This is a genomic window from Methanosphaera sp. BMS (assembly GCF_003268005.1).
In the GTDB taxonomy this organism is placed as follows: Archaea; Methanobacteriota; Methanobacteria; order Methanobacteriales; family Methanobacteriaceae; genus Methanosphaera.
In genome coordinates this window covers 2309429-2330273 of the sequence record NZ_CP014213.1, presented here as the reverse complement: position 1 = coordinate 2330273, position 20845 = coordinate 2309429, and the positions used below count along the sequence as shown (strand labels likewise).

General features: G+C 34.3%; 22 protein-coding genes. 16 read left to right on the top strand and 6 right to left on the bottom strand.

What is annotated here, in order from left to right; all coding sequences use genetic code 11:
* Position 1: 1 nt before the first annotated feature.
* The 3 genes from AW729_RS08680 to AW729_RS08670 are packed head-to-tail and all read right to left on the bottom strand — an operon-like array spanning position 2 to position 2200.
* Positions 2 to 877 carry a 2-oxoacid:ferredoxin oxidoreductase subunit beta gene (locus AW729_RS08680; protein ID WP_112124743.1) on the bottom strand — a complete coding sequence of 292 codons (876 nt, stop codon included), beginning with the start codon at positions 875 to 877 and terminating at the stop codon, positions 2 to 4.
* Positions 874 to 1998 (bottom strand): 2-oxoacid:acceptor oxidoreductase subunit alpha, encoded by a 1125-nt coding sequence (locus AW729_RS08675; RefSeq protein WP_112125270.1) that lies wholly within the window; start codon positions 1996 to 1998, stop codon positions 874 to 876. The genes AW729_RS08680 and AW729_RS08675 overlap by 4 nt, the downstream gene beginning before the upstream one ends.
* 1 nt (position 1999) lies before the next feature.
* Positions 2000 to 2200, bottom strand: a complete 201-nt coding sequence (locus AW729_RS08670; RefSeq protein WP_112124742.1) for a ferredoxin family protein — start codon at positions 2198 to 2200, stop codon at positions 2000 to 2002.
* Positions 2201 to 3409: 1209 nt separating this feature from the next.
* On the opposite strand from AW729_RS08670, the gene AW729_RS08665 reads away from it, so the two are divergent.
* Positions 3410 to 4186, top strand: coding sequence for a hypothetical protein (locus AW729_RS08665; protein ID WP_112124741.1), 777 nt, complete (start codon positions 3410 to 3412; stop codon positions 4184 to 4186).
* Here the strand turns inward: AW729_RS08665 and AW729_RS08660 are convergent, their stop codons facing one another.
* The 3 genes from AW729_RS08660 to pssA are packed head-to-tail and all read right to left on the bottom strand — an operon-like array spanning position 4187 to position 6490.
* Positions 4187 to 4540, bottom strand: a complete 354-nt coding sequence (locus AW729_RS08660) for a dihydroneopterin aldolase family protein (RefSeq protein ID WP_112125269.1) — start codon at positions 4538 to 4540, stop codon at positions 4187 to 4189.
* Positions 4541 to 4557: 17 nt separating this feature from the next.
* Complete coding sequence (locus AW729_RS08655; protein WP_162685873.1) at positions 4558 to 5697, bottom strand: DUF515 domain-containing protein; 1140 nt, start codon at positions 5695 to 5697, stop codon at positions 4558 to 4560.
* A 46-nt stretch (positions 5698 to 5743) separates the two neighbouring features.
* Positions 5744 to 6490, bottom strand: a complete 747-nt coding sequence (pssA, locus tag AW729_RS08650; protein ID WP_112124739.1) for a CDP-diacylglycerol--serine O-phosphatidyltransferase — start codon at positions 6488 to 6490, stop codon at positions 5744 to 5746.
* Positions 6491 to 6750: 260 nt separating this feature from the next.
* Between pssA and rnhB the strand changes: the two genes are divergently transcribed.
* The 15 genes from rnhB (at position 6751) to AW729_RS08575 (ending at position 20842) form a co-directional block, all read left to right on the top strand.
* Positions 6751 to 7380 (top strand): ribonuclease HII, encoded by a 630-nt coding sequence (gene rnhB / locus AW729_RS08645; RefSeq protein ID WP_112125268.1) that lies wholly within the window; start codon positions 6751 to 6753, stop codon positions 7378 to 7380.
* A 108-nt stretch (positions 7381 to 7488) separates the two neighbouring features.
* On the top strand, positions 7489 to 8331 hold the full coding sequence (locus AW729_RS08640) for a MotA/TolQ/ExbB proton channel family protein (protein WP_112124738.1): 843 nt from the start codon (positions 7489 to 7491) through the stop codon (positions 8329 to 8331).
* Positions 8332 to 8341: 10 nt separating this feature from the next.
* On the top strand, positions 8342 to 8746 hold the full coding sequence (locus AW729_RS08635) for a biopolymer transporter ExbD (protein WP_112124737.1): 405 nt from the start codon (positions 8342 to 8344) through the stop codon (positions 8744 to 8746).
* 28 nt (positions 8747 to 8774) lie between these two features.
* Positions 8775 to 9392 (top strand): IMP cyclohydrolase, encoded by a 618-nt coding sequence (locus AW729_RS08630; protein WP_112124736.1) that lies wholly within the window; start codon positions 8775 to 8777, stop codon positions 9390 to 9392.
* Between the two features lie 130 nt (positions 9393 to 9522).
* Positions 9523 to 10287, top strand: coding sequence for a coenzyme F420-0:L-glutamate ligase (locus tag AW729_RS08625; RefSeq protein WP_112124735.1), 765 nt, complete (start codon positions 9523 to 9525; stop codon positions 10285 to 10287).
* Positions 10288 to 10292: 5 nt separating this feature from the next.
* Positions 10293 to 11195 carry a 2-phospho-L-lactate transferase gene (gene cofD, locus AW729_RS08620; protein ID WP_112124734.1) on the top strand — a complete coding sequence of 301 codons (903 nt, stop codon included), beginning with the start codon at positions 10293 to 10295 and terminating at the stop codon, positions 11193 to 11195.
* 35 nt (positions 11196 to 11230) lie between these two features.
* Positions 11231 to 11992, top strand: a complete 762-nt coding sequence (locus AW729_RS08615) for a GTP cyclohydrolase III (protein WP_112124733.1) — start codon at positions 11231 to 11233, stop codon at positions 11990 to 11992.
* A 214-nt stretch (positions 11993 to 12206) separates the two neighbouring features.
* Positions 12207 to 12938, top strand: a complete 732-nt coding sequence (locus AW729_RS08610; RefSeq protein ID WP_112124732.1) for a tRNA-dihydrouridine synthase — start codon at positions 12207 to 12209, stop codon at positions 12936 to 12938.
* Between the two features lie 71 nt (positions 12939 to 13009).
* The gene (locus tag AW729_RS08605) at positions 13010 to 13492 is read left to right on the top strand and encodes a methanogenesis marker 9 domain-containing protein (protein WP_112124731.1); all 483 of its coding nucleotides are present in this window, start codon (positions 13010 to 13012) and stop codon (positions 13490 to 13492) included.
* Between the two features lie 48 nt (positions 13493 to 13540).
* Positions 13541 to 14170, top strand: coding sequence for a bifunctional precorrin-2 dehydrogenase/sirohydrochlorin ferrochelatase (locus AW729_RS08600; protein WP_112124730.1), 630 nt, complete (start codon positions 13541 to 13543; stop codon positions 14168 to 14170).
* A 144-nt stretch (positions 14171 to 14314) separates the two neighbouring features.
* A complete protein-coding gene (hemA, locus tag AW729_RS08595) occupies positions 14315 to 15499 on the top strand; it encodes a glutamyl-tRNA reductase (protein WP_112124729.1) in 1185 nt (394 codons plus the stop codon).
* 276 nt (positions 15500 to 15775) lie between these two features.
* The gene (locus AW729_RS08590; protein ID WP_112124728.1) at positions 15776 to 16240 is read left to right on the top strand and encodes a universal stress protein; all 465 of its coding nucleotides are present in this window, start codon (positions 15776 to 15778) and stop codon (positions 16238 to 16240) included.
* A 464-nt stretch (positions 16241 to 16704) separates the two neighbouring features.
* Complete coding sequence (gatD, locus tag AW729_RS08585) at positions 16705 to 18021, top strand: Glu-tRNA(Gln) amidotransferase subunit GatD (RefSeq protein WP_112124727.1); 1317 nt, start codon at positions 16705 to 16707, stop codon at positions 18019 to 18021.
* Between the two features lie 15 nt (positions 18022 to 18036).
* On the top strand, positions 18037 to 19932 hold the full coding sequence (gene gatE, locus AW729_RS08580) for a Glu-tRNA(Gln) amidotransferase subunit GatE (protein ID WP_112124726.1): 1896 nt from the start codon (positions 18037 to 18039) through the stop codon (positions 19930 to 19932).
* Positions 19933 to 19942: 10 nt separating this feature from the next.
* Positions 19943 to 20842 (top strand): NAD(P)/FAD-dependent oxidoreductase, encoded by a 900-nt coding sequence (locus AW729_RS08575; protein ID WP_112124725.1) that lies wholly within the window; start codon positions 19943 to 19945, stop codon positions 20840 to 20842.
* The last annotated feature ends 3 nt before the right edge of the window (positions 20843 to 20845 follow it).

The window sequence follows — 20845 nt, the reverse complement described above, 5'->3', positions numbered from 1 at the left end:
GTTAATCACCCATGTATGCTTTGTTGATGTTGTCCTCTGGTGTAATTTCAGAGTTTTGTGCTGCGATTGCATCTATTGATTCGATAAATTCTGCTCTTGGCTTATTAACGTATACGCCTGTAATTATTTTACCTTCTAATTCTTCATCGGTCATGTCTTCTGCCTGTTTTAAGGTAATTGTGTTTTCTTTAAACCAGTCTATCATTGATATTGGTGTTTTAAGCTTATTTTTACGTCCGTAGTATGTTGGGCATTGGGCTATTACTTCTATGAATGAAAAGCCTTTGTTGGCCAGTCCATCTTTGATTGCATTGGATACCTGTATTGGCTGAGCTACGGTATATTTTGCCACGTAGGATGCTCCGGCGGCCTTAACTACTTCTGCTATGTTGAATGGCTTGTCGGTTGATCCGTATGGTGCTGTTGTAGCATAACTTCCCTTTGGGCTGGTTGGACTTATTTGTCCTCCGGTCATACCGTATATGTCATTGTTTACGCATATTACTGTTAGGTCAATGTTTCTACGTGCTGCGTGTATAAGGTGGTTTCCACCGATTGATGTAGCGTCTCCGTCACCGGTTACTACTATTACGTCCTGGTTTGAATTTGCCATTTTTAGTCCTGTGGCAAATGCTATGGCACGTCCGTGTGTTGTGTGTAGTGAGTCACATTTTACATATCCAGGGATTCTTGAGGAACAGCCTATACCTGATACCATACTGATATTTTCAAAGTCTATATCGGACATTTCTATTGCGTTGAATAATGTGTTGAATATTATCCCGTTTCCACAACCTGGACAGAATAGATGAGGTAGTCTTTCAGGACGTAGATATTTAATAAATTTATGAGGATGTTCATTTTCTATCAATTTTATTCCTCCATTATTTTATCTAAAATTTCATCTGGTGTTATGAGTGCTCCACCTATTTTAGATACTAGTTCCACTTTAGCATGTTTACCAAGTACGCGGTCTACTTCTAGGTATACTTGTCCTAGGTTTAATTCTGGGACTATTATTCTTTTTGCATTTTTTGTATACTCGAGGAGTAATTCTTCTGCAAATGGCCATACTACTCCTAGTTTAATGTAGCCTACTTTTAATCCGTTCTCTCTTGCCTTTTTAACTGCTGTTAGTGCAGACCGGGAGGGTATACCGTAACTTAACACGATTGTATCGGCATCATCGATGAATTTTGTATCAATCTGAGCTATGTCGCTTCTGTTTTTTAGTATTTTATTGCATAATCTTGTGACTAGCTTTGAATGTACTTCTGGATCATCCGTACTTGGATAACCTCTTTCATCATGAGTTAATCCTGTTACGTGTATGTTGAATCCTGATGCAAATGCGGGCATTGGTGTTGTGCCGTCTGCCGGTGCATCATATGGTAGGTAGTTGTCTGTTTTTTCTGGCATTTGTCTTGGCGTGATTTCAATCTTTTCTGGTATTGTGATTTTTTCTCTCATGTGCCCTACGATTTCATCTGCCATTACAAATACTGGACATCGATATTTTTCTGCGAGGTTGAATGCTTCTACTGTGTAGTCAAAGCACTCCTGTACTGATGATGGAGCAAGTGATATTGTCTCGTAGTCACCGTGTGATCCCCATCTTGTCTGCATCATATCTGCCTGAGCTGAACGTGTAGGTTGACCTGTTGATGGAGAACCTCTTTGCATGTTTATTATTACTATTGGTGTTTCAGTTATTGCTGCATAACCTATGTTTTCTTGCATTAAGGAAAATCCTGGACCACTGGTAGCTGTAACAACTTTCTGTCCACCCCAACTGGCACCTATTATGGCTCCTACTGCGGAGATTTCATCTTCCATCTGTATGAATCTGCCACCAACGGTTGGTAGCTTTTTACTCATTATTTCTGCAATTTCGGTTGATGGAGTAATTGGGTAACCTGCAAAGAATCTACAACCTGCAGCTATTGCACCTAATGCACAGGCTTCATTTCCTTGTACAAATACTTCTTTATCGGCCATATTAATCATCATCCTCTATTAAAATTGCTTGATCAGGACACATTAATGTACATAACTGGCATTTAACACATTTTTCCAGGTCAAATACAGGTACACGTATTCCTTTATGATTTAAATTTTCAGAAGGTGTGTATACTTTACGTGGACATACTTCCATACATAAATAGCATCCTTTACACAAGTCTTCGTTTAAGTATATCATATTATTACCTAATTATCGATTATTTAAATCTTGATTAAAAAGAAAAGTATGAAAGGGTGATTGTCTTTATATAAAACCCTGTTTACCTATCTTTTATGAATTTATAAAATATAACTTGTATATAATAATAAATCTGTGAAAAAATATCCTTGTATATACCCTAACATGATACTGGGATATTTTCTTATCAAATAAATAATGAATTTTGTATAACATTACTATCCGAACATTCAAGATTATATATATGTATATTTATTTTTTTTAATATAAAAAATAATATGTTTGAATATACAATTAAAAAGGTCAAATGGATAGAAAGGATATGTGAAAACATGGATATTATTATACAATGTTTGTTTGTATAAAGAAATAACAGATAATTTCAACAAATAATAGAAAAAACTATGATAAAATAGCTAAAAAGTAATGACAATTTATTATAATTTGACATATGTTAACTAGATTCCTGGTATTCATCAGGGATAATTTTTGGCATATGCCCTGTGCTTATATGCAAGAATTTAATATGAATCTTCATCACATAATCCACTTATCCGATTGTGAAATATTACTGTCAACCCCACATTTTTTTTCAATTATTTGCCATGACTTACAGTGAAATATATCCAAATTATTTAATGAAAAAAATGGTGACACCTATTATGAAATATGGCGAAATATTATCAAAATATGAAAAAACATAATTCTTGAAAAATCACAAATAATCGTTTAAACTACAAATAAAGGGAGAGTAACTGTTTTATAATAAATTTCATCATCAGTCAAAAACAAAAATCATACTTTGAAAAACATACTTTTGATGAGGATGTTTTTCAACTTTTCAGATATTTGATTTTGAAAAACATACTTCGATTTTACATGAAAAATTAATTTCAAAATTCATAATTTTAAATTCAAATATTTGTTTTTGAAAATCGGAAATCATACATTGAAACTATGAAATCAACTTTAATGCACAATATGTAAAAAAGTATGAAGTATGAAATCATACTTTAAAAAACAACATTTCAAAAGAGGATAAAGAAAAGACATAATTGCGAAAACATATATTATAATCATAGATATGAAAACATACTTTGAAAAGATGATTTCATCTTTTTTGTCATGTCTGACAACCGGCTAAAAAGCAGGAGGGAAGCATTAAATATATATTACCCGAAGATAAATAGAGTAACTAGGTATGGTAATATGAGCGAATATGTAAGAAAAACAGTAAAGATCAATGAGGATTTATGGAACAAATTCCAGGAAAAAATTGAAGAGGAATATGGAACTACTTATAAACATACTTCAGAAGAAATCGAAAAGGCTATTGAAAATTATATCACCGAGGATGTTTATGATGTGGAAGTTACAAAAACAAAAATCAACAATTTAAAAGATGAAATCAAAAATCTTAATGAAAAACACTCCACACTGGAAGAATCATATTCAAAAAAAGAGAATGAAAATGCAAGTCTAAAGGAAAAAATAGAAGAACTCGATAAAAAGTCTGAAAATGATTCGAAAATAATAACCGAACAGGAAAAAACAATTTTAAGTAAGGAAAATGAAAATAAAAACCTGAAGGACAATCTAAGTCGATCAAATGAAGATATTCAAAGACTTAAAAAGGATATTGATAAATTAGAAAAAGAAGTGGAAACACAAAAGAACACAATTTATAAGTTAAACAATGATAACAACATATTGGAAGAAAAATACAGACAGCAAGTGGATGAGACTAACAAACAAGTTCAGGAAAATACTAAAATTAAAAACAAACGAGAACATGCACAGGAAAGACTGAACAAGACACAGGATGAATTGAATGATACGTTGAAAAGATTGGAAAAATACAGTTTTGCCATAGGCCAGGTTCAAAGCATGAGTTTTATTGACCGTTTGTTAAATAGACTTCCCGAAGAGATTAAGGAATTATCAGCGGGAACAGAAGATAAAAAAGGGAATGATGATGAAAGTTAATCAGTCCTTTATATACATCAATGGATAATCCAATTCTTCATTATATGATATACATGTAGTAACCAATTCTTCATGAATTTTGGTAGTAATCTCAATATTCAGCATGTTACCTGCAAGAGAAGTATATGTTGACAAAGAAGTTGCTTGTTTAATCAATCCTTTATCTAATTTAACTACCACATCAATTACTGCAGGTTGCAGCATAATACTTTCTCTTATGGCATCTTCCAATGAAGTGCAGGTATCAAGATTTACAGGGGTTCCGACAAATTGATGATATAGTGAACCCATACTTATACCACCTTCAAATATTGCTCGTTCTCTATCAGTTAAATTTTCAAAATATTTATCCATTTTATTTTCATCATTTTTCACAGTATCACCCAATCCGGTGCGTCATAGCTTGGTATTACAAGAAGTAACGTGTCCATGTTATTTATCAAATCCTGAGTGGCATCACGTGGCACTTCAAGCATGATAATATATTCACAGTCAAGATCACCTATATTAGCCAGTCTTTCATAATTGGATATTTTCCAGCCGTAATCCTCAAGTATGATTTTTAGTTTTGATTCATCCAGAGTTCCGGAGCTTTTAGCTCGGATTACCTCTTCTATATCCACCTTACTGGATTGTGTATAATTTCGAGTATGTGGATATTGACTTAATTCTATATTGCTGTCTACACTTCCCGAATCCTTTGATCTAAGAATTGATACAACAGTTGCCCCACCCACTAATTTTTTATCCACGGTCGAATTTACGGGAATGTTTTCAAGGGATGTTTTGTTTTCTGTCTGATTAGATTCATCGGAAATTTCGTGAGTATCACCAGTAGCGTTTAAATGGTCATGACTGGTACTTATTTCTTTGTTGGTATTGTATATATCCACACTGTCTCCAGTTTTCAACAGGCCACTGGCTGCCTGACGCCTGTTTAAGCTCAAAGGTATTATCACTGTATCGGGCATGGATATTGAGGTTTTTGATAAGCCATCTGCATCCAATGTATTTAAGTACTTGTTTGCATCACTTTGGCTTATTATGTTGCTTGTATTTTCAGTGTTTATCTGTACCCTTCCAAACTTATCCTTTTGGCTTTTTATTTGTTCTTTAAGATTATTCTTGATTATCGGCGTTGCCCATGCATATACGTCTATGTCATCCACTTGACTGACTGTGGATGCAGAGTCTATTTTTGCAAGAATTGCTTGTTTATTGGCATCCTCCGACGTGGTGGTGTTGAATAGTTGATTAACCTGATTGATTTTGATGTTTTTATGTTCCTGTAATTCCTGCATTTGTGGCTGAAATACCAAGAGGTAATATCCGAATGTAATCAACAATAAGACTACCAGTATAATGACAATTAAACCTACATTAAATTCTTTAGTTGAATCATCATTTTTATAGTCATAATTTTCATTTCTATGAAGTTTTGGTTTGTCATCTTTTTTTAAGAATTCCAATCGTTGATAAATGTTTTTGTTATGTTTTAATAATCGATGCAATCTTTTCATAATTTAAAAAAAAAATATTACAATAAAAAAAAGTATTTTATCGTTTATTTAGAATGTTAGTAAAGTCATCAAACTCCTGTAATTTACCATTAATGTTTCTGTTATCATATATAGAAATTGCAATAATTCCAACAACATATAATAATCCAAGAATCAATAGGAGATATGCCGGAATTTTGTATAGCATTGCATTTAAGGATGGAATTGCTGCCAGTATCATCAATATCAATACAATTACTATTATAGGTATTTCTTTGATTTTAGGGTATTCTATATCCGTTACCATCAATATTGACAATACAATCATAACGACAAATAGCAGCATGACATTATATGAGGATAGCATAAATGCCGCCAGTATAAAAGACGTTACAGGTATTGGCAATCCTATGAATGTTGTTGTAGGAGCATCTGTAAATGCACTTATGGTATTGTATCTGCTTAATCTTAATATTCCACAGATGACTATGAGAGCTGATGCTATTAAGACATATAATTGACCAGTTATCATGTAGATGATTACGGCTGGTGCCACACCAAAGGAAACCATATCAGATAAAGAGTCAATTGTTTCTCCGAAGACGTCATGTTCGACATTGCCACTATTAAATAGTCGGGCTAATGTTCCGTCCATTGCATCAAAGATCACTGCCAGTAGCAATAGTTGTGCAGATAGTATGACATTGTTTTGAAGTATTGATATTATTGAGAAAAATCCACATAATCCATTTGCCAATGAAGCTATATCCGCCAATGTAATAATTTTTAATATGTTTGTTTCCATATTTGAACTCCCTTTTTTATTTGCTTTAATTTATATTTATGTATCAATTAACAGATATATTTAATTATTTTATGGATTATATCATATTCACTAATGGCAATTCAATAATGTTAAAATAAATAATAAAAATACTTATAATTAAACATTGTTTATTGATACATATAAATGTTATTATAATGATACAAAAAATATCATTTTGCAAAAATTCAATTATTAAAAAAAATAAAAAAGATAACATAAACACCAGGAAATTAAAAATTATGTCAACAGATGAAAAAACATACGCATTAGGTATAGATGAAGCCGGACGTGGCTCCGTATTGGGTCCACTTGTAATAGGCGGAGTACTGATGCCCATAGATAAAATCAGATTCTTAGAAAGAATAGGAGTTAAGGACTCAAAAAGACTTAGCAGTAAAAAAAGAAGCGTTCTTTCAAGAAAAATCAAAAAAATAAGTCAAACATACACCAACATAATAACCGCACAGGAAATAGATAATCTAAGACTCAATGGAACAAACCTAAACCAGATAGAGACAAATGCAATGACCGATATAATAACACGCAGCAATCCAGACAAATGTTACATAGACTGTATTGACGTAAAAGAAGACAGATTCCATGACAACATACAAGAAAAATACCCTGAAATCGAAGTGATTACCCGACATAAGGCAGATGACATATATGACATCGTATCGGCAGCGTCAATAATAGCCAAGGTTGAAAGAGACAAACAGATGGCAATACTCCGCAGAGAATATGGAGATATAGGATCAGGTTATCCCAGCGATAAATATACCATAGCTTACCTTGAAAGTCTAAATAAAAATTTCCCTCCAATTGTTAGACAGACATGGAATACTGTAGTGAAAATGAAAGAAAGATAATATGATAAAAAACTGTAAATTAATATAGTATAAAAGTTAAATATAAATATTATTAATAATGACAGATAATTAAAAATTTATTACAGTTGACTTAAGGAGTTATAGAAAATGGACTTTTTAGGAATAATCATTTCAACATTTAATGACTTAGTATCCATGTTTCAAAGTGGGGGAATAATCACTTATATCCTTACGATTATAGGATTATATGGATTATTCCTAGCAATTGAAAAAATAATCTATTTAAGAAGAGCTTCAAAGATTGACTTATCCGAAATAATGATAATAGTTAACGAGTCAATGGCACATGGTGGTTCATTAGAGGCACTAAGAGCTATTGGAAACTTCAAAACACCAATTTCAAGAATCATCTCAGAAGCACTTAAGATAGGTTACAGAAGCAAATCAGAAGTAGAAGACAACATGGAACAGGTATTTATCGTTGAAATGGGTAAAATGATGAAAGGACTTTCATCCCTACAAACAATAATTGAAATTGCTCCTTTACTCGGATTAATTGGTACTGTAATAGGAATGTGGTATACCTTTAAACAATTAGGCGTAAATAGTGATATTACTTTAATGTCAAATGGTATCTATGTCTCAATCATTACAACAATCTTTGGATTGGCCGTTGCAATCATATTACTACCGTTTTATACATACATCAAAAGTTTAATAGAAGTGCAGTTGGACAACATTGAAATAGCCAAGAAAATGAGCAACTGGAGATATGCCGAAATGAAAATCTGGATTGAATCAGATAAAGAAGAAGTCATTGAAGCACTACAGGACGCACCAGGTATAATTAAGGTAAGAGAAATAGATGAAGAACAGGCAAATCTATTGATAGACATTAAGCCGAACATGTTAGAAAAAGGTATAAAAACAATTATACGTGAAAGAACAGACGCATCTAACAGAATTGTTGAAAGTAAACTAAGACAATAAGGTGAGATTAATGACCATAGACACGAAAAGATTTAAGAATAAAATCGACCAGAAAACACCAAACATTAATCTTGTACCATTATTAGATGTGATTTTTACAATAATGATATTTCTATTAGTAATGATTAGCCAACAACCATCACTGGACCAGAATCATACACCGGAACAGATATCTGCAAAGCCTACCAGTCAATCAGGTACATCGGAGTATTATCTGATGCCGTTAAATGGACTGCATAAGGTAACGGTAAATGGTGTTGACAAGTCAGAATACATAAGAAATGGTGCTATAGCAGTACATACAAGAGTAATGGATGAAGGCCAAATAGTAATGGATTCAAAAACTGGATCGATAACAATAACATCACCTGCAGAATTAGATGATGTAGCGGTGCGAGCACCGTCCGCATCATAGCAGACATTAAATTAGGAGTTGATTAGACATGTATCTTGGAAGAATAATATCAATTGGAAGTAATGAAAATGGAACTTATGCATCATATCGTGTGTCAAGTAGATCATTTCCAAATCGTAAATCAGTAGTGAATGACAACAAGGTGGCAATTGTACCTACAGAAGGTTCAGAAGGAGACATCTATAAAAATCCATACATAAGCTACAATTGTGTTGACATAATTGATGATGTATGTGTAATTACAAATGGTTCACATACCGACATTATTGCCGGTAAAATAAGAGAAGGAATGAACCTGAGAGACAGCCTTGCATATTCATTGTTGACTATGGATTATGAAAAGGATGACTATAACACGCCACGTATTGGTGCAGTCATCAACAAGGACGGTAACGGATTTATTGGTATTGTAACCGACAGCAGCCTGGAAGTTATTAAAGTAAACCCTAATGAAGCATACTATGTTTCCACTTATGAACACAACTCACCAAGAAGCGTTGAATATGAAGCAAGCAATGCACAGGAAGCATGTGAATACATATTTGGAGAAGGATCATTTAGTGAATTTACAAATCCTGTAACAAGCTGTGCTGCATTTATTAAGGATGATGACTGGGAAATCGGTTATAAGAATCCCGTTGAATAAATAACCCCCACCCTATAATATTTTTTTTAAAAAAAAATTATGAATTGATTATTTTATCAGTTGAATGAAATTGCTAATAAATTCTTTGAGATTAGAGTTAATTGAAAAAAAAAGTGTTGACTGTGATAATATGAGTATAGAGTTAATTGGAATAGAAGACATTCCCCTTATTGAAGAAAATGATAATCTGTCGGAGATAATTTATGATTCATTGGAGAAAAATGGCATCAAGCTACAGGACGATGACATATTGGTACTTGCTGAAACTGTTGTCAGCAAAGCTGAGGGAAATATCATAAAGGTGGATGATGTTGAAGTAACAGAAGAAGCCATTGAAATGTCTGAAGTTAGCAAAAAAGATGCCGAATTATGTCAGATAATATTGGATAACTCCAATGACGTCCTCAGATGCCAGGAAGGCTTGATAATAACAGAGACAAAACATGGATTCATATGTGCAAATAGCGGCATTGACAACAGTAATTGCAAAGAGGGTTATGTTACTCCGCTACCTGTTAATCCAGACAAATCAGCACAGAAAATTAAAGAATATCTTGATGAGAAATATGGCTGTGATATTGCAGTGATTATCTCGGATACCCAAGGCCGTGCATGGCGTGTCGGTGCAATCGGTGTTGCCATAGGCGTTAGCGGCATACATCCATGCAGTGACTTTAGAGGATGTTATGACTTGTACAATCAGGAGCTGCAAAGTACTATTGAAGCTACAGGTGATGAATTGGCCTCTGCCGCAAGCCTTCTTATGGGTCAAAGCGATAATGGAATTTGTCTTGTGTTAATTAGAGGATATGATTCCCGTTTTTCAAAGTGTTCAATTAATGATTCATCAATTGATGAGATAATTAGAGAAAAAAGTATGGACGCGTTCAGGTAATTGATATGATTTGTGTATTATCCGGTGGAACTGGTACTCCGAAGCTACTTCAAGGATTAAAGGAAGTGGTAAATCCAGAAGAATTGACTGTTATTGTAAATACGTTGGAAAATGATTATTTCAGCGGAGTTTATGTATCGGCCGATATTGACAGTGTGATGTATACCCTGACAGACCTGATAAATGAGGATGTATGGTATGGCAGACGTGACGATACATTCCATACACATGAAACACTTGTAGAATTGGGTTTTGATGAAACACTTAGAATTGGTGATAAAGACCGTGCATTAAAGATACAGAAGACTATGCTGCTTAAGAAACATTCACTTGAGGATGCCGTTAAAATACAATGTGAAAAACTAGGCATAAGCAGTAGGGTTCTTCCGATGAGCAACGAGGATAGCATTGTTAAAATTCATACGAATGAGGGCACAATGTCTTTTCATGAATTTCTGATAAAACACCAATCAAAGCCTGAGGTAGTGGATATTGAGTACAATACTGTAGAAGCATCAAGCAATGTGATATCAAGTTTAGAAAATGCCGATCAGGTCATTATAGGCCCATCAAATCCTATTACATCAATAAATCCAATCATATCTATGCCAGGAGTTAGAAATGCATTGAAAAAAACCCATGTTACTAGCGTATCCCCACTTGTAGGTGAGGATTCAATTAGTGGTCCGGCTGCAAAGTTTATGCGGGCAAAGGGTATGGAGATTAATTGCAGGGCAGTTGCAAAAATATATGAAGATTTCCTTAATCATTACATAATAAATACTAATGATGAAAAATATAAAGATAGTATAGAGGAATTTATACCCAAAGTTTCAATAGAGAATATAATACTTAAAAACATGAACGATAAGATAACTCTAAGTAGAACGATTATTGAAGAAGTATAAATAATGGGATTAAAAATATTTTTTTAAGTGATGAAATGATACAGATAACACTAATTCAGATAGATAATTATGGACCATGGACTGTAACTCCAGGGCCAAGGTTTGAACCTGATTTACAAACGTTACAATCAAGATTATACGGAGATTTGGAACGTGAATTTGGTTCACATGATGCAATAGTTTTCTTCAACAGATTTGATAATTTAATTGCCGTGAGCAATGGAATGGATTATGAGGATCATAAAAGAATTCAGGAATCAATCCGAAACAGATACCCTATAACAATCAGTATGGGTGTTGGATGTGCAGAAACTGCATATGAGGCCCAGGAAATTGCTACAAAAATGATTCAACAGGGTGGAGGAGCACAATCATCCGAAAGATGTGAGATATTGAATATCGATTCACTTGCAGATGAGGATGACAGTCTTGTACAGATAGCTCATATAGACATTAATGACATAACAAATACTTTGACCGATGTGGAGAATGCCTATGACACATCCATTAAAGTTTATAATGTATTGTATGAATTAATGCTTGAGCTTAGAAACGAGAATGCATTATGCTTCTTCATTGGTGGAGACAATTACATGGCCCCATCAAACAATATCAGCATGGACAAATTAAGAGAAGTGCTCAAAAAGGTTGATGAGAAGACCAACGTTAAACTTAAGGCAGGCGTGGGAATGGCAAAGACCCCTGGCCGAGCTGCAGATTTAGCAGATATTGGATTAGAGGATATAAGAGCAAATAAGACAAGTGATTCAGTGTTATTACTTAATGACCTCGAATAAATCTGATTAATCAAGAAATAGTATGAAAAAACATACTTACTAATTTTAATTTTTTTGTTTAAAAATCGTTATTTGAAAGTATAATGAATTTAGGAAGGATTAAACATCCAATCTAATTAAGCTCCAATCAAATATTTTTTTACAAAAAGTTATCAAAGTACTTATTAACTATGTTACATATTAATGAATATTGATATAATATGGGTGAAGTATAATGAATGTATTATCAGCAATGGCAGGAATTAATGACGGTGAATTTTGTAAGAAATTCACAAAACAAAATGTAGATATCATAACGCTAGGTGGATATAACATCGACTTGGAGACATTTAAAGCGGGACTGGAAAACTCTGTAAAATACAGGCAAGAATTTATCACATGTCCTCATCATTTATCAGAGGATATTAATGAACAGATAGATATCATAAAAGAATATAATCCAAAATGGAAAGGAAAAATAGCGGCAAACATGAGAGCAGTTAGTGCTGATTCATTCAAGGCAATATATAAAAATACACAATTGGATATCGTGGAAATAAATGCCCATTGTAGACAAGAAGCAACACAGGATGCGGGTGCAGGTCAAGCACTGCTCAAAAATGAGAAATTGTTGCTTGAAATGATAGACGCGTTATGTGAAAATACCACATTCGACATTAGTGTAAAGATAAGGGCCAACGTAGAAGATGTTGATACATTAAAAATAGTGGAATCCATTCAATCATATCCCGTCAAATATTTACATGTAGATGCATTTAACCCGGGCATAGATGAGGCGGATTATGAAATCATCAACAGGATAGCTTCAATTACAGATATGCATATCATAGCAAACAATAGCGTGACAAGTCATGAACGATATCAGAAAATGTTGGACGCAGGTGCAAGTAGCGTATCGGTAGCACGTGCAGCACTTGATGGAGACATTACCCATATATTTCAATAAGTATAATATTGATATTTAACAAATTATAAATAACTATAAAAAATATTGGATACTAATAAGGAGGGATATGAATGGGATGGGATGATGCACCAGCTCATGTATGTAGAGGAGGAGATGCACGTGGATTAGCATTCTGTTGTCCACCGGTTAAGCCATGTCCAGTACATATGAAAATTAATGAAATAGGGTTGACTCCACAGGAATTTGTAAAAATTAAAGAGGACTTTGCCAAAAAAACAAAACTTAAATATGGGGCAAGTACATGTTTTGGTTCATTCGTATGGTGTTGTAAAGATTCAAAGCCATGCCCACTAAGGGATATGGAACTACAGGCTAACGGCATCAGCCATGATGAGTACATGACTCTTAAAAAGCAGTTAGCTGAAGAAATATTAAAACATTCAAATGTTAATACTGTAAATTATTCTGATGAGGATATACAATCATTGGCGGATACATTTAACATATCATTTGATGAAGCAAAAAACGAATTAGAATCATCAGATAATGACTTGAAAACTGCAATAAGAAATCTTAGGATGAAAACATTATAGTTTCATTCATATACTTATTTTTTAAATTATTTTTAAAGAGGTCATCTAATGGCACTAACCTCATTATATTTAGATATGAAAGACAAGAATGTACTGATAATAGGTACAGGTTCGGTTGGAATAAGAAGGGCACGAAGATTTTTAAAGGCCCAGTCCAATGTCAACATAGTTACCAAATCAATTGATGAAGACGTTAAAGATGAATTTCTGGAGAAAGGTGCACATTTTTATGACAATGATCAATTGGACAATCTGATTGACGAATCAGATTTGATTGTTGTTGCCACAGATGACATCGAACTCAATGAGAAAATAGCACTCCAAGCAAACGATAAACTTATCAACTGTTCTAGCGATCCTTCAATCAGCAATGTGATATTTCCATCGACATTCGATATCGGCGGCGTGACAATATCCGTATACACCGGTTCCAAAAGTCCCTTAATGGCAAAAACACTCAGAAAAAAGATTCAAAGTATCATAACCGATGAGGATATTTATTATATTCAATTGCAGGAATATGTGAGAGAATTGCTGAAAGCGAACGTGGATTCACAGCAGGATAGAAAGGAATACATGCTTAAGATTAATGAAGATGAAAGAGTAAGAGAGCTTATCCAGAACAATGATATTGATGAAGCAAAAAGATATGTTAAAGAAATCATAGAAAAATTTTAAGTTAACTTTACAAATTATTTAAGTATTAAAAAGAGGATATATAATTAAAAAGATAGCATAAGTATTAAAATCAAGAATCATTGATAAACATTATTTAAAAATTAAAAAAGAATTATTTTTATTGATTATGACAGGGGATAATTAATGTTATTAAATATACGAATAGACTATAAAATCGCAGATATTGGAACTATGGAACAATCATATTCCAAATTAGACGACTTGAATTCCAAATTACACGAAGAGCTTAACATACAAGAGGAAGTAACCCTTAAGACATGTAACAGATACGAGATATACCTTATTGTAGATGATGATGTGACCCTACCAACAACAAACTTTATTGTTGAAAAGGATGACGTTGCAATAAACCACCTTTTAAGATTAGCCTCAGGACTTGAATCCATGATAATGGGTGAAGATCAGATACTCGGACAGATAAAGACTGCACGTAAAAATGCAATCAAAGAGGCTACGATTGGACCAAAACTGGAAAAGGTATTTACAAAGGCAATACATGTAGGTCAGTCCATTAGAAAAAATACGCATATCAATGAAGGGGGAGTATCTGTCGGTAGTGGAGCAGTAGAACTCATAGAACAAAAATATGGAAGCCTGAAAGGTAAGAACGTTCTTATCGTAGGTGCCGGTGAAATGGGAACGGTAGTCTCAAAGGCACTTCTTGAAAAACAGACAAATGCAATAGTAGTTGCAAACAGAACCTATGACAAGGCACAGCAACTTGCAAAGGAACTGGATGGAATAGCAATCAGATTCAATTCAATGGATGAGAATCTCCATAAAATCGACATTCTAATAAGTGCTACAGGTGCACCGCACACGTTGATTAATAAGAAAAGAATCGAAGTTCTACCTAAAGAACATCTTGAAAATATGGTAATGTTAGACTTGGCAAATCCAAGGGATATAGATGATGATGTAAGGGAACTTAAGGTTCAATTATACAACATCGATGATTTAAGATATGTTACCGATAAAAACAAGAAAAAACGTGAAGAAGAAGCAGTTAAGGCTGAAGCGATTATCGAGGAGGAAACCATTCTTCTTAAAAATTCACTCAAACAATTGGAAATTTCTCCGATATTATCATCACTTAATGTAGAGGCAGAAAAGATAAGAAAACAGGAGCTGGATAAGACATTGAATATGCTTGATTTAAGTGATAAAGAAGTGAAGGTACTCAATCAGTTGACCCACAGTATCGTTGACAAGATGATGTTTGACATAATAAAAAATCTTAAGAAAGCAGCCAATGAAAATGATGATGAAACAATAAGATGTGCTAAGAAATTATTCAACAGCAAATAATCCATTATCATAAATTATCCCTTCCAACATTTTTTTAGTCGTTGTAACCCCCATTTTATCAATAATCCTTTTTTTTAACTGCAAATATTACCTTTGAATATTACTTTACTTTATTTTTAATGAAAGTGTTATCGAATCATGATTATGATTTATCGGATGAATTTTTGCTATGTTCATTTTTGAATTCAAAGATAAACTTCATGAATAAAAAATCTTATTATTAATCAGAAATATAAGTATTATTATAAAACAACGATATATCGAGATGTATAAAAAATGTATGATAAAATTTTATTACCTACAGACGGTTCAAAAAATTCCAAAAGAGCAATTAAACATGCAATGCAAATTGCAAAACATGAAAAAGCAGAACTTATCATATTAAATGTGGTTGATAGTGTTTACTTAACCGGTCTTCCTGAAGAAGATTTAATTACCCAAACCGAATTGATTATGGAAGAAGAAAGTGTTAAAATTCTTGAAAAAGTTAAAAAAACAATCAAAACATGTCCTATAGTACAATATGACGAGTCAGTTAAATTAACTACAAAGACTGTTACTGAAGGTAACGCTGCAGAAGTAATATTAAAAGTTTCTGAAGAGGAAGATGTTGACCTGGTTGTCATTGCAAGTAGTGGTAAACACATGCTCGACAGATTCCTGCTGGGTAGTGTAACTGAAAAAGTTGTCAGACACAGCAAAGTGCCGGTAATGGTTATTCCTAGTAAAAACAATGAATAGAATTTAACATTCCCCTTCTCTTTTTTTTAGTTTGACAAACAATTGATTAATTTAAACGTGACAGATTTTCTTATTACGTCTCATGATATAAACTATTTCTGTTGTGATTATTTAATATCTTAAGGAAGATAATCGTTTTTTTTTGAAGATTTTATTAGAGAATTAGATTATGAAAAGTAAAAGTTATAACTTATAAGTAATGATTTATATGTTAAAAGTTATAAGTTAGAAGTTTTAATATATAAGTTTAAAGGTATAATTACAATCAGTAAAACTAGGGGCAATGAATCATGAAAGAACAATGTACCTAAGAAAATTATCAAAAATAGCTAAAAATATTAGCTAGTAAAATCATATATCTATATATTATTAAATGAAAAAATCATAAGTTTTTAGAAAAAAATTATCTAAAACTCATTATAATATAAATTACTAAAAAAAAATCAATGAAACGAGGTAAATACATGGTATATGAAGGATATGTACGTGATTTTCTAGAATTATCCGACATAAACGTTGGAGATATAATTAAAATAGAAAAAGACAACATCACCCATAAGGGAATGTTACTTGAAAAACCAGATTATTCAAATGAAAACACGTTAATCATCAAATTAAACAGTGGATACAACATTGGTGTTGATATCCAGGATGCAAAAATAGAAAAAATTGCCGACGGAGAAAAACCGAAGATAGAATTGGATCCTGTAGACAAACAGATAAGTAGTGATAAGGATAACCTATCCATCCTTTCAACAGGGGGAACCGTTGCAAGTGTAATCGATTACAAAACAGGAGCGGTACATCCTGCATTTACGGCAGATGACCTGTTAAGGGCAACACCCGAATTAGTGGATTACGCCAATATCAACGCAAAGGCCATTTTCAATATATTAAGTGAAAACATGAATCCGGAATACTGGATTAAAACGGCAAACAGCATCTATGATGAGATAAACAATGGCGCAGACGGAGTGATTATAGCACATGGAACAGATACCATGCATTACACGGCTTCAGCACTCAGTTTCATGTTGGACACGCCGGTACCAATCGTATTAACCGGTGCACAACGTAGTTCAGACCGACCATCAAGTGATGCATTTACAAACCTGATGGCATCTGTAACAGCGACAAAGTCAGACATTGCCGAGGTATGTATCTGTATGCATTCAACAGAAGATGATCCATCATGTGACCTACATAGAGGAAACCGTGCACGTAAAATGCATACCTCACGTAGGGACACTTTTACAAGCATCAACATGAATCCGCTTGCAAGAATAAGCAACAACAAAGTTAAGATGGTGGATGAAGAAGTAGAATACTTCAAAAGAGATTCAACCGAACTTGCCATTAACGATAACCTGGCAGAAAAGGTTGCGTTGGTTAAGATGTATCCGGGAATCAGTCCTGAACTTATTGACATTTACGTAGATAAGGGATATGAAGGACTTGTAATTGAAGGAACAGGGCTGGGCCACTGCAGCGATGAGGTTATAACGGCAATAGCAAGGGCAACAGATGAAAACATACCAGTTGTCATGACATCACAATGCTTATTTGGAAGAACAAACATGAACGTTTACAGTAGCGGACGTAGACTACTTCATGAAAATGTCATACCTGTGGCCGATATGCTCCCGGAAACAGCATATACAAAACTATTATGGGCAGTAGGTCAAAGCGATGAAAGTGATGAAATACGTTACATTATGCAAAGCAATCTTAAAGGTGAAATAAACACCACACTAAGCCAGAGGTATTTTATAAAAAATTAATTGAGGTGTATTTAGATGTCTGAAGATAAATTTGATTATGAAGAATTAGGATTAATGATGGGACTTGAAATACATCAACAATTAGATAGTCAGACAAAACTATTTTGTAGATGTCCAAACTCCTTGACAGATAAACAACCGGAAGGTAGACTGGAACGTAGATTAAGGCCAACACAGAGTGAACTTGGAGAAATTGACCGTGCTGCTTACGAGGAATCACAACGTAACCTACAGTTTATCTATGAAACATACAATCACCATACCTGCCTAGTTGAAGCGGATGAAGAACCTCCTGCACCACTTAACCAGGAAGCTGTTGATATTTCAATCATCCTCGCCTGCCTTATGAACATGAAAGTAGTGGATGAATTCCATACAATGCGTAAGCAAGTTATTGATGGAAGTAATACAAGTGGATTCCAAAGAACAGGTATACTAGCTACCGACGGTTATGTTGAAACAAAATATGGCAATGTTACCATTGAAACATTGGGACTTGAAGAAGATGCAGCCCGTCGTATAGGAGAAGAAGATGGTAAAATCATATTCAGACTAGACCGGCTGGGCATACCACTTGCCGAAATTACCACATCCCCTGATATGCATCATCCGTTACAGGTTAAGGCCGTTGCATACCAGCTTGGACAAATACTTAGAAGTACCCGTGTAAAACGTGGACTTGGTACAATAAGACAAGATTTAAACATATCAATTAAAGATGGTGCCAGAATAGAAGTTAAAGGTGTTCAGGACCTTGACCTAATGCCTACAATCGTGGAAAATGAGGTTGAAAGACAACTGAACTTAATTGAAATTGCAGAAATCCTGGACAAAAGAGATGCAGAAGTTGAAGAAGAAATTCATGACGTAACAGAACTTCTGGAAAACTCACAGTCCAAGGTTGTTCAATCCACATTATCCGAAGATGACAGTGCAGTGTTAGCCATAATATTACGTGGATTTAACGGACTTATCGGAAGGGAAGTTCAACCTGGACGCAGATTAGGTACTGAATTTTCAGAACATGGAAAGAAAATGGGTGTGAAAGGATTATTCCATACGGATGAATTACCAGCATACGGCATAACCCAGGAAGAAGTGGATACGATTAAAAGCAAATTGAATCTTGGAGAAAATGATGCATTTATACTTGTATCAGGTAACAGAATCAAGGCAAACAATGCATTGAAGGAAGTTATTAAAAGAGCAAAACAGTCACTTGTCGGAGTACCGGAAGAAACCCGGCGTGCAATGGATAATGGAAATACTGAATATCTCAGACCACTGCCGACTGCCAGCAGAATGTATGTTGAAACAGACATCCCTACAGAAATCATTGACAAGCAACGCGTAGAAAAAATAGCATCCAACCTACCTGAGTTACCTGTTGTTAAAAAGGAACGTATAAAAGAAAGTTATGGATTAAGTGAGGATCTGGCAGAACAACTGGTGCAGGAAAACAATGCAGATTTATTTGAAGAGGTTCAAAAAGAGTTACCTAATATGGAATCTGTTAAAATAGCATCGGATATTGCATATACCCTTAAAGATTTAAGACGTGACGGTTTGGATATCAGTAAGTTAAATAGGGATGTCCTGGTCGAAATATTCTCTCTGGTTGATAATAATGTCATAGCGGCAGCTGAAACAGAAGTAGTTCTTAAAGATGCATGTAATGGCATCAGTGCCGAAGAAAGCGTTAAAAAGAATAACCTTGAAAAACTATCCGATGACGTGATAGAAGAGGGCATTAAAGAGATAATTAAAGAAAATGAATCCATGATTCTTGAACGTAAAATGGGTGCCATGGGTCCGTTGATGGGTAAGGCCATGGCCAAATTTAAGGGTAAGGCTGACGGTAAAACCGTGAGCAGCATAATCAAGAAAGAGATAATGAATTTAACAAACTAGGTGATTGTACATGTATGATGTTGTGATTATAGGTGCCGGTCCTGCAGGACTTACAGCAGGCATATATGCCGGAAGGGCAGGACTAAATGCACTGATAATTGACTCAAAACAGGTTGGTGGAACCGTTAACAATGCACCGCTTATTGAGAATTATCCTGCATTTGAGGCCATAGAGGGTATGAAATTAATAGAAATGATGGCTAGTCAGACAAAAAAATATGCCGAAATAAAGGAATTTACCCCCGTATCTGAGGTAAGTAAAACAAAAGACAATTTTATCATTAAAACAAGTGACGAGGATATTGAAGCCAAAAAGGTCATATTTGCCACCGGTACCAATGTAAGATCATTAGACGCACCTGGAATTGAAGAATATGCTGGTCGTGGAGTATCCTATTGTGCCGTCTGTGATGGTAATTTCTTTGTGGATAAAGAGGTACTTGTTGTTGGCGGCGGAAACAGTGCAGCGGTAGAGGCACTTTATTTAAACAGAATTGGCGTTAAATGTTCACTTGTACACAGACGTGACAAACTACGCTGTGATGCCAAACTTCAAAAGGATTTAGAGGACAATAATATCAAGATTTACTGGAACAGTGAAGTTAAAAGTGTTAATGGAGACGTATTTGTTGAAAGTGCAACACTCATCAACAACAAGACTAATGAAGAGATTACTGTTGACATAAATGGTATATTCCTATCTATTGGTCATGACCCTAACAGTCAACTTGCACAATCAAGCGGTGTTGAATGTAATGAATATGGATATATTATTGTTGACGAGAACATGGCCACATCCGTTGAGGGAGCATATGCTGCAGGGGATGTTACTGGTGGCATTAAACAGATAACCGTTGCCACAGCCCAGGGTGCCATTGCCAGCAGTGATATTCAATCAAAATTAATGTGAATG

Coding starts and splice junctions, on each gene's coding strand:
- AW729_RS08615 (WP_112124733.1), top strand. CDS start 11,231: ATGATACAGATAACACTAATTCAGATAGATAATTATGGACCATGGACT.
- gatD (WP_112124727.1), top strand. CDS start 16,705: ATGGTATATGAAGGATATGTACGTGATTTTCTAGAATTATCCGACATA.
- cofD (WP_112124734.1), top strand. CDS start 10,293: ATGATTTGTGTATTATCCGGTGGAACTGGTACTCCGAAGCTACTTCAA.
- pssA (WP_112124739.1), bottom strand. CDS start 6,490: ATGGAAACAAACATATTAAAAATTATTACATTGGCGGATATAGCTTCA.
- AW729_RS08665 (WP_112124741.1), top strand. CDS start 3,410: ATGAGCGAATATGTAAGAAAAACAGTAAAGATCAATGAGGATTTATGG.
- AW729_RS08590 (WP_112124728.1), top strand. CDS start 15,776: ATGTATGATAAAATTTTATTACCTACAGACGGTTCAAAAAATTCCAAA.
- AW729_RS08605 (WP_112124731.1), top strand. CDS start 13,010: ATGGGATGGGATGATGCACCAGCTCATGTATGTAGAGGAGGAGATGCA.
- AW729_RS08610 (WP_112124732.1), top strand. CDS start 12,207: ATGAATGTATTATCAGCAATGGCAGGAATTAATGACGGTGAATTTTGT.
- AW729_RS08670 (WP_112124742.1), bottom strand. CDS start 2,200: ATGATATACTTAAACGAAGACTTGTGTAAAGGATGCTATTTATGTATG.
- AW729_RS08600 (WP_112124730.1), top strand. CDS start 13,541: ATGGCACTAACCTCATTATATTTAGATATGAAAGACAAGAATGTACTG.
- rnhB (WP_112125268.1), top strand. CDS start 6,751: ATGTCAACAGATGAAAAAACATACGCATTAGGTATAGATGAAGCCGGA.
- AW729_RS08625 (WP_112124735.1), top strand. CDS start 9,523: ATGAGTATAGAGTTAATTGGAATAGAAGACATTCCCCTTATTGAAGAA.
- AW729_RS08675 (WP_112125270.1), bottom strand. CDS start 1,998: ATGGCCGATAAAGAAGTATTTGTACAAGGAAATGAAGCCTGTGCATTA.
- hemA (WP_112124729.1), top strand. CDS start 14,315: ATGTTATTAAATATACGAATAGACTATAAAATCGCAGATATTGGAACT.
- AW729_RS08635 (WP_112124737.1), top strand. CDS start 8,342: ATGACCATAGACACGAAAAGATTTAAGAATAAAATCGACCAGAAAACA.
- gatE (WP_112124726.1), top strand. CDS start 18,037: ATGTCTGAAGATAAATTTGATTATGAAGAATTAGGATTAATGATGGGA.
- AW729_RS08660 (WP_112125269.1), bottom strand. CDS start 4,540: ATGGATAAATATTTTGAAAATTTAACTGATAGAGAACGAGCAATATTT.
- AW729_RS08640 (WP_112124738.1), top strand. CDS start 7,489: ATGGACTTTTTAGGAATAATCATTTCAACATTTAATGACTTAGTATCC.
- AW729_RS08575 (WP_112124725.1), top strand. CDS start 19,943: ATGTATGATGTTGTGATTATAGGTGCCGGTCCTGCAGGACTTACAGCA.
- AW729_RS08630 (WP_112124736.1), top strand. CDS start 8,775: ATGTATCTTGGAAGAATAATATCAATTGGAAGTAATGAAAATGGAACT.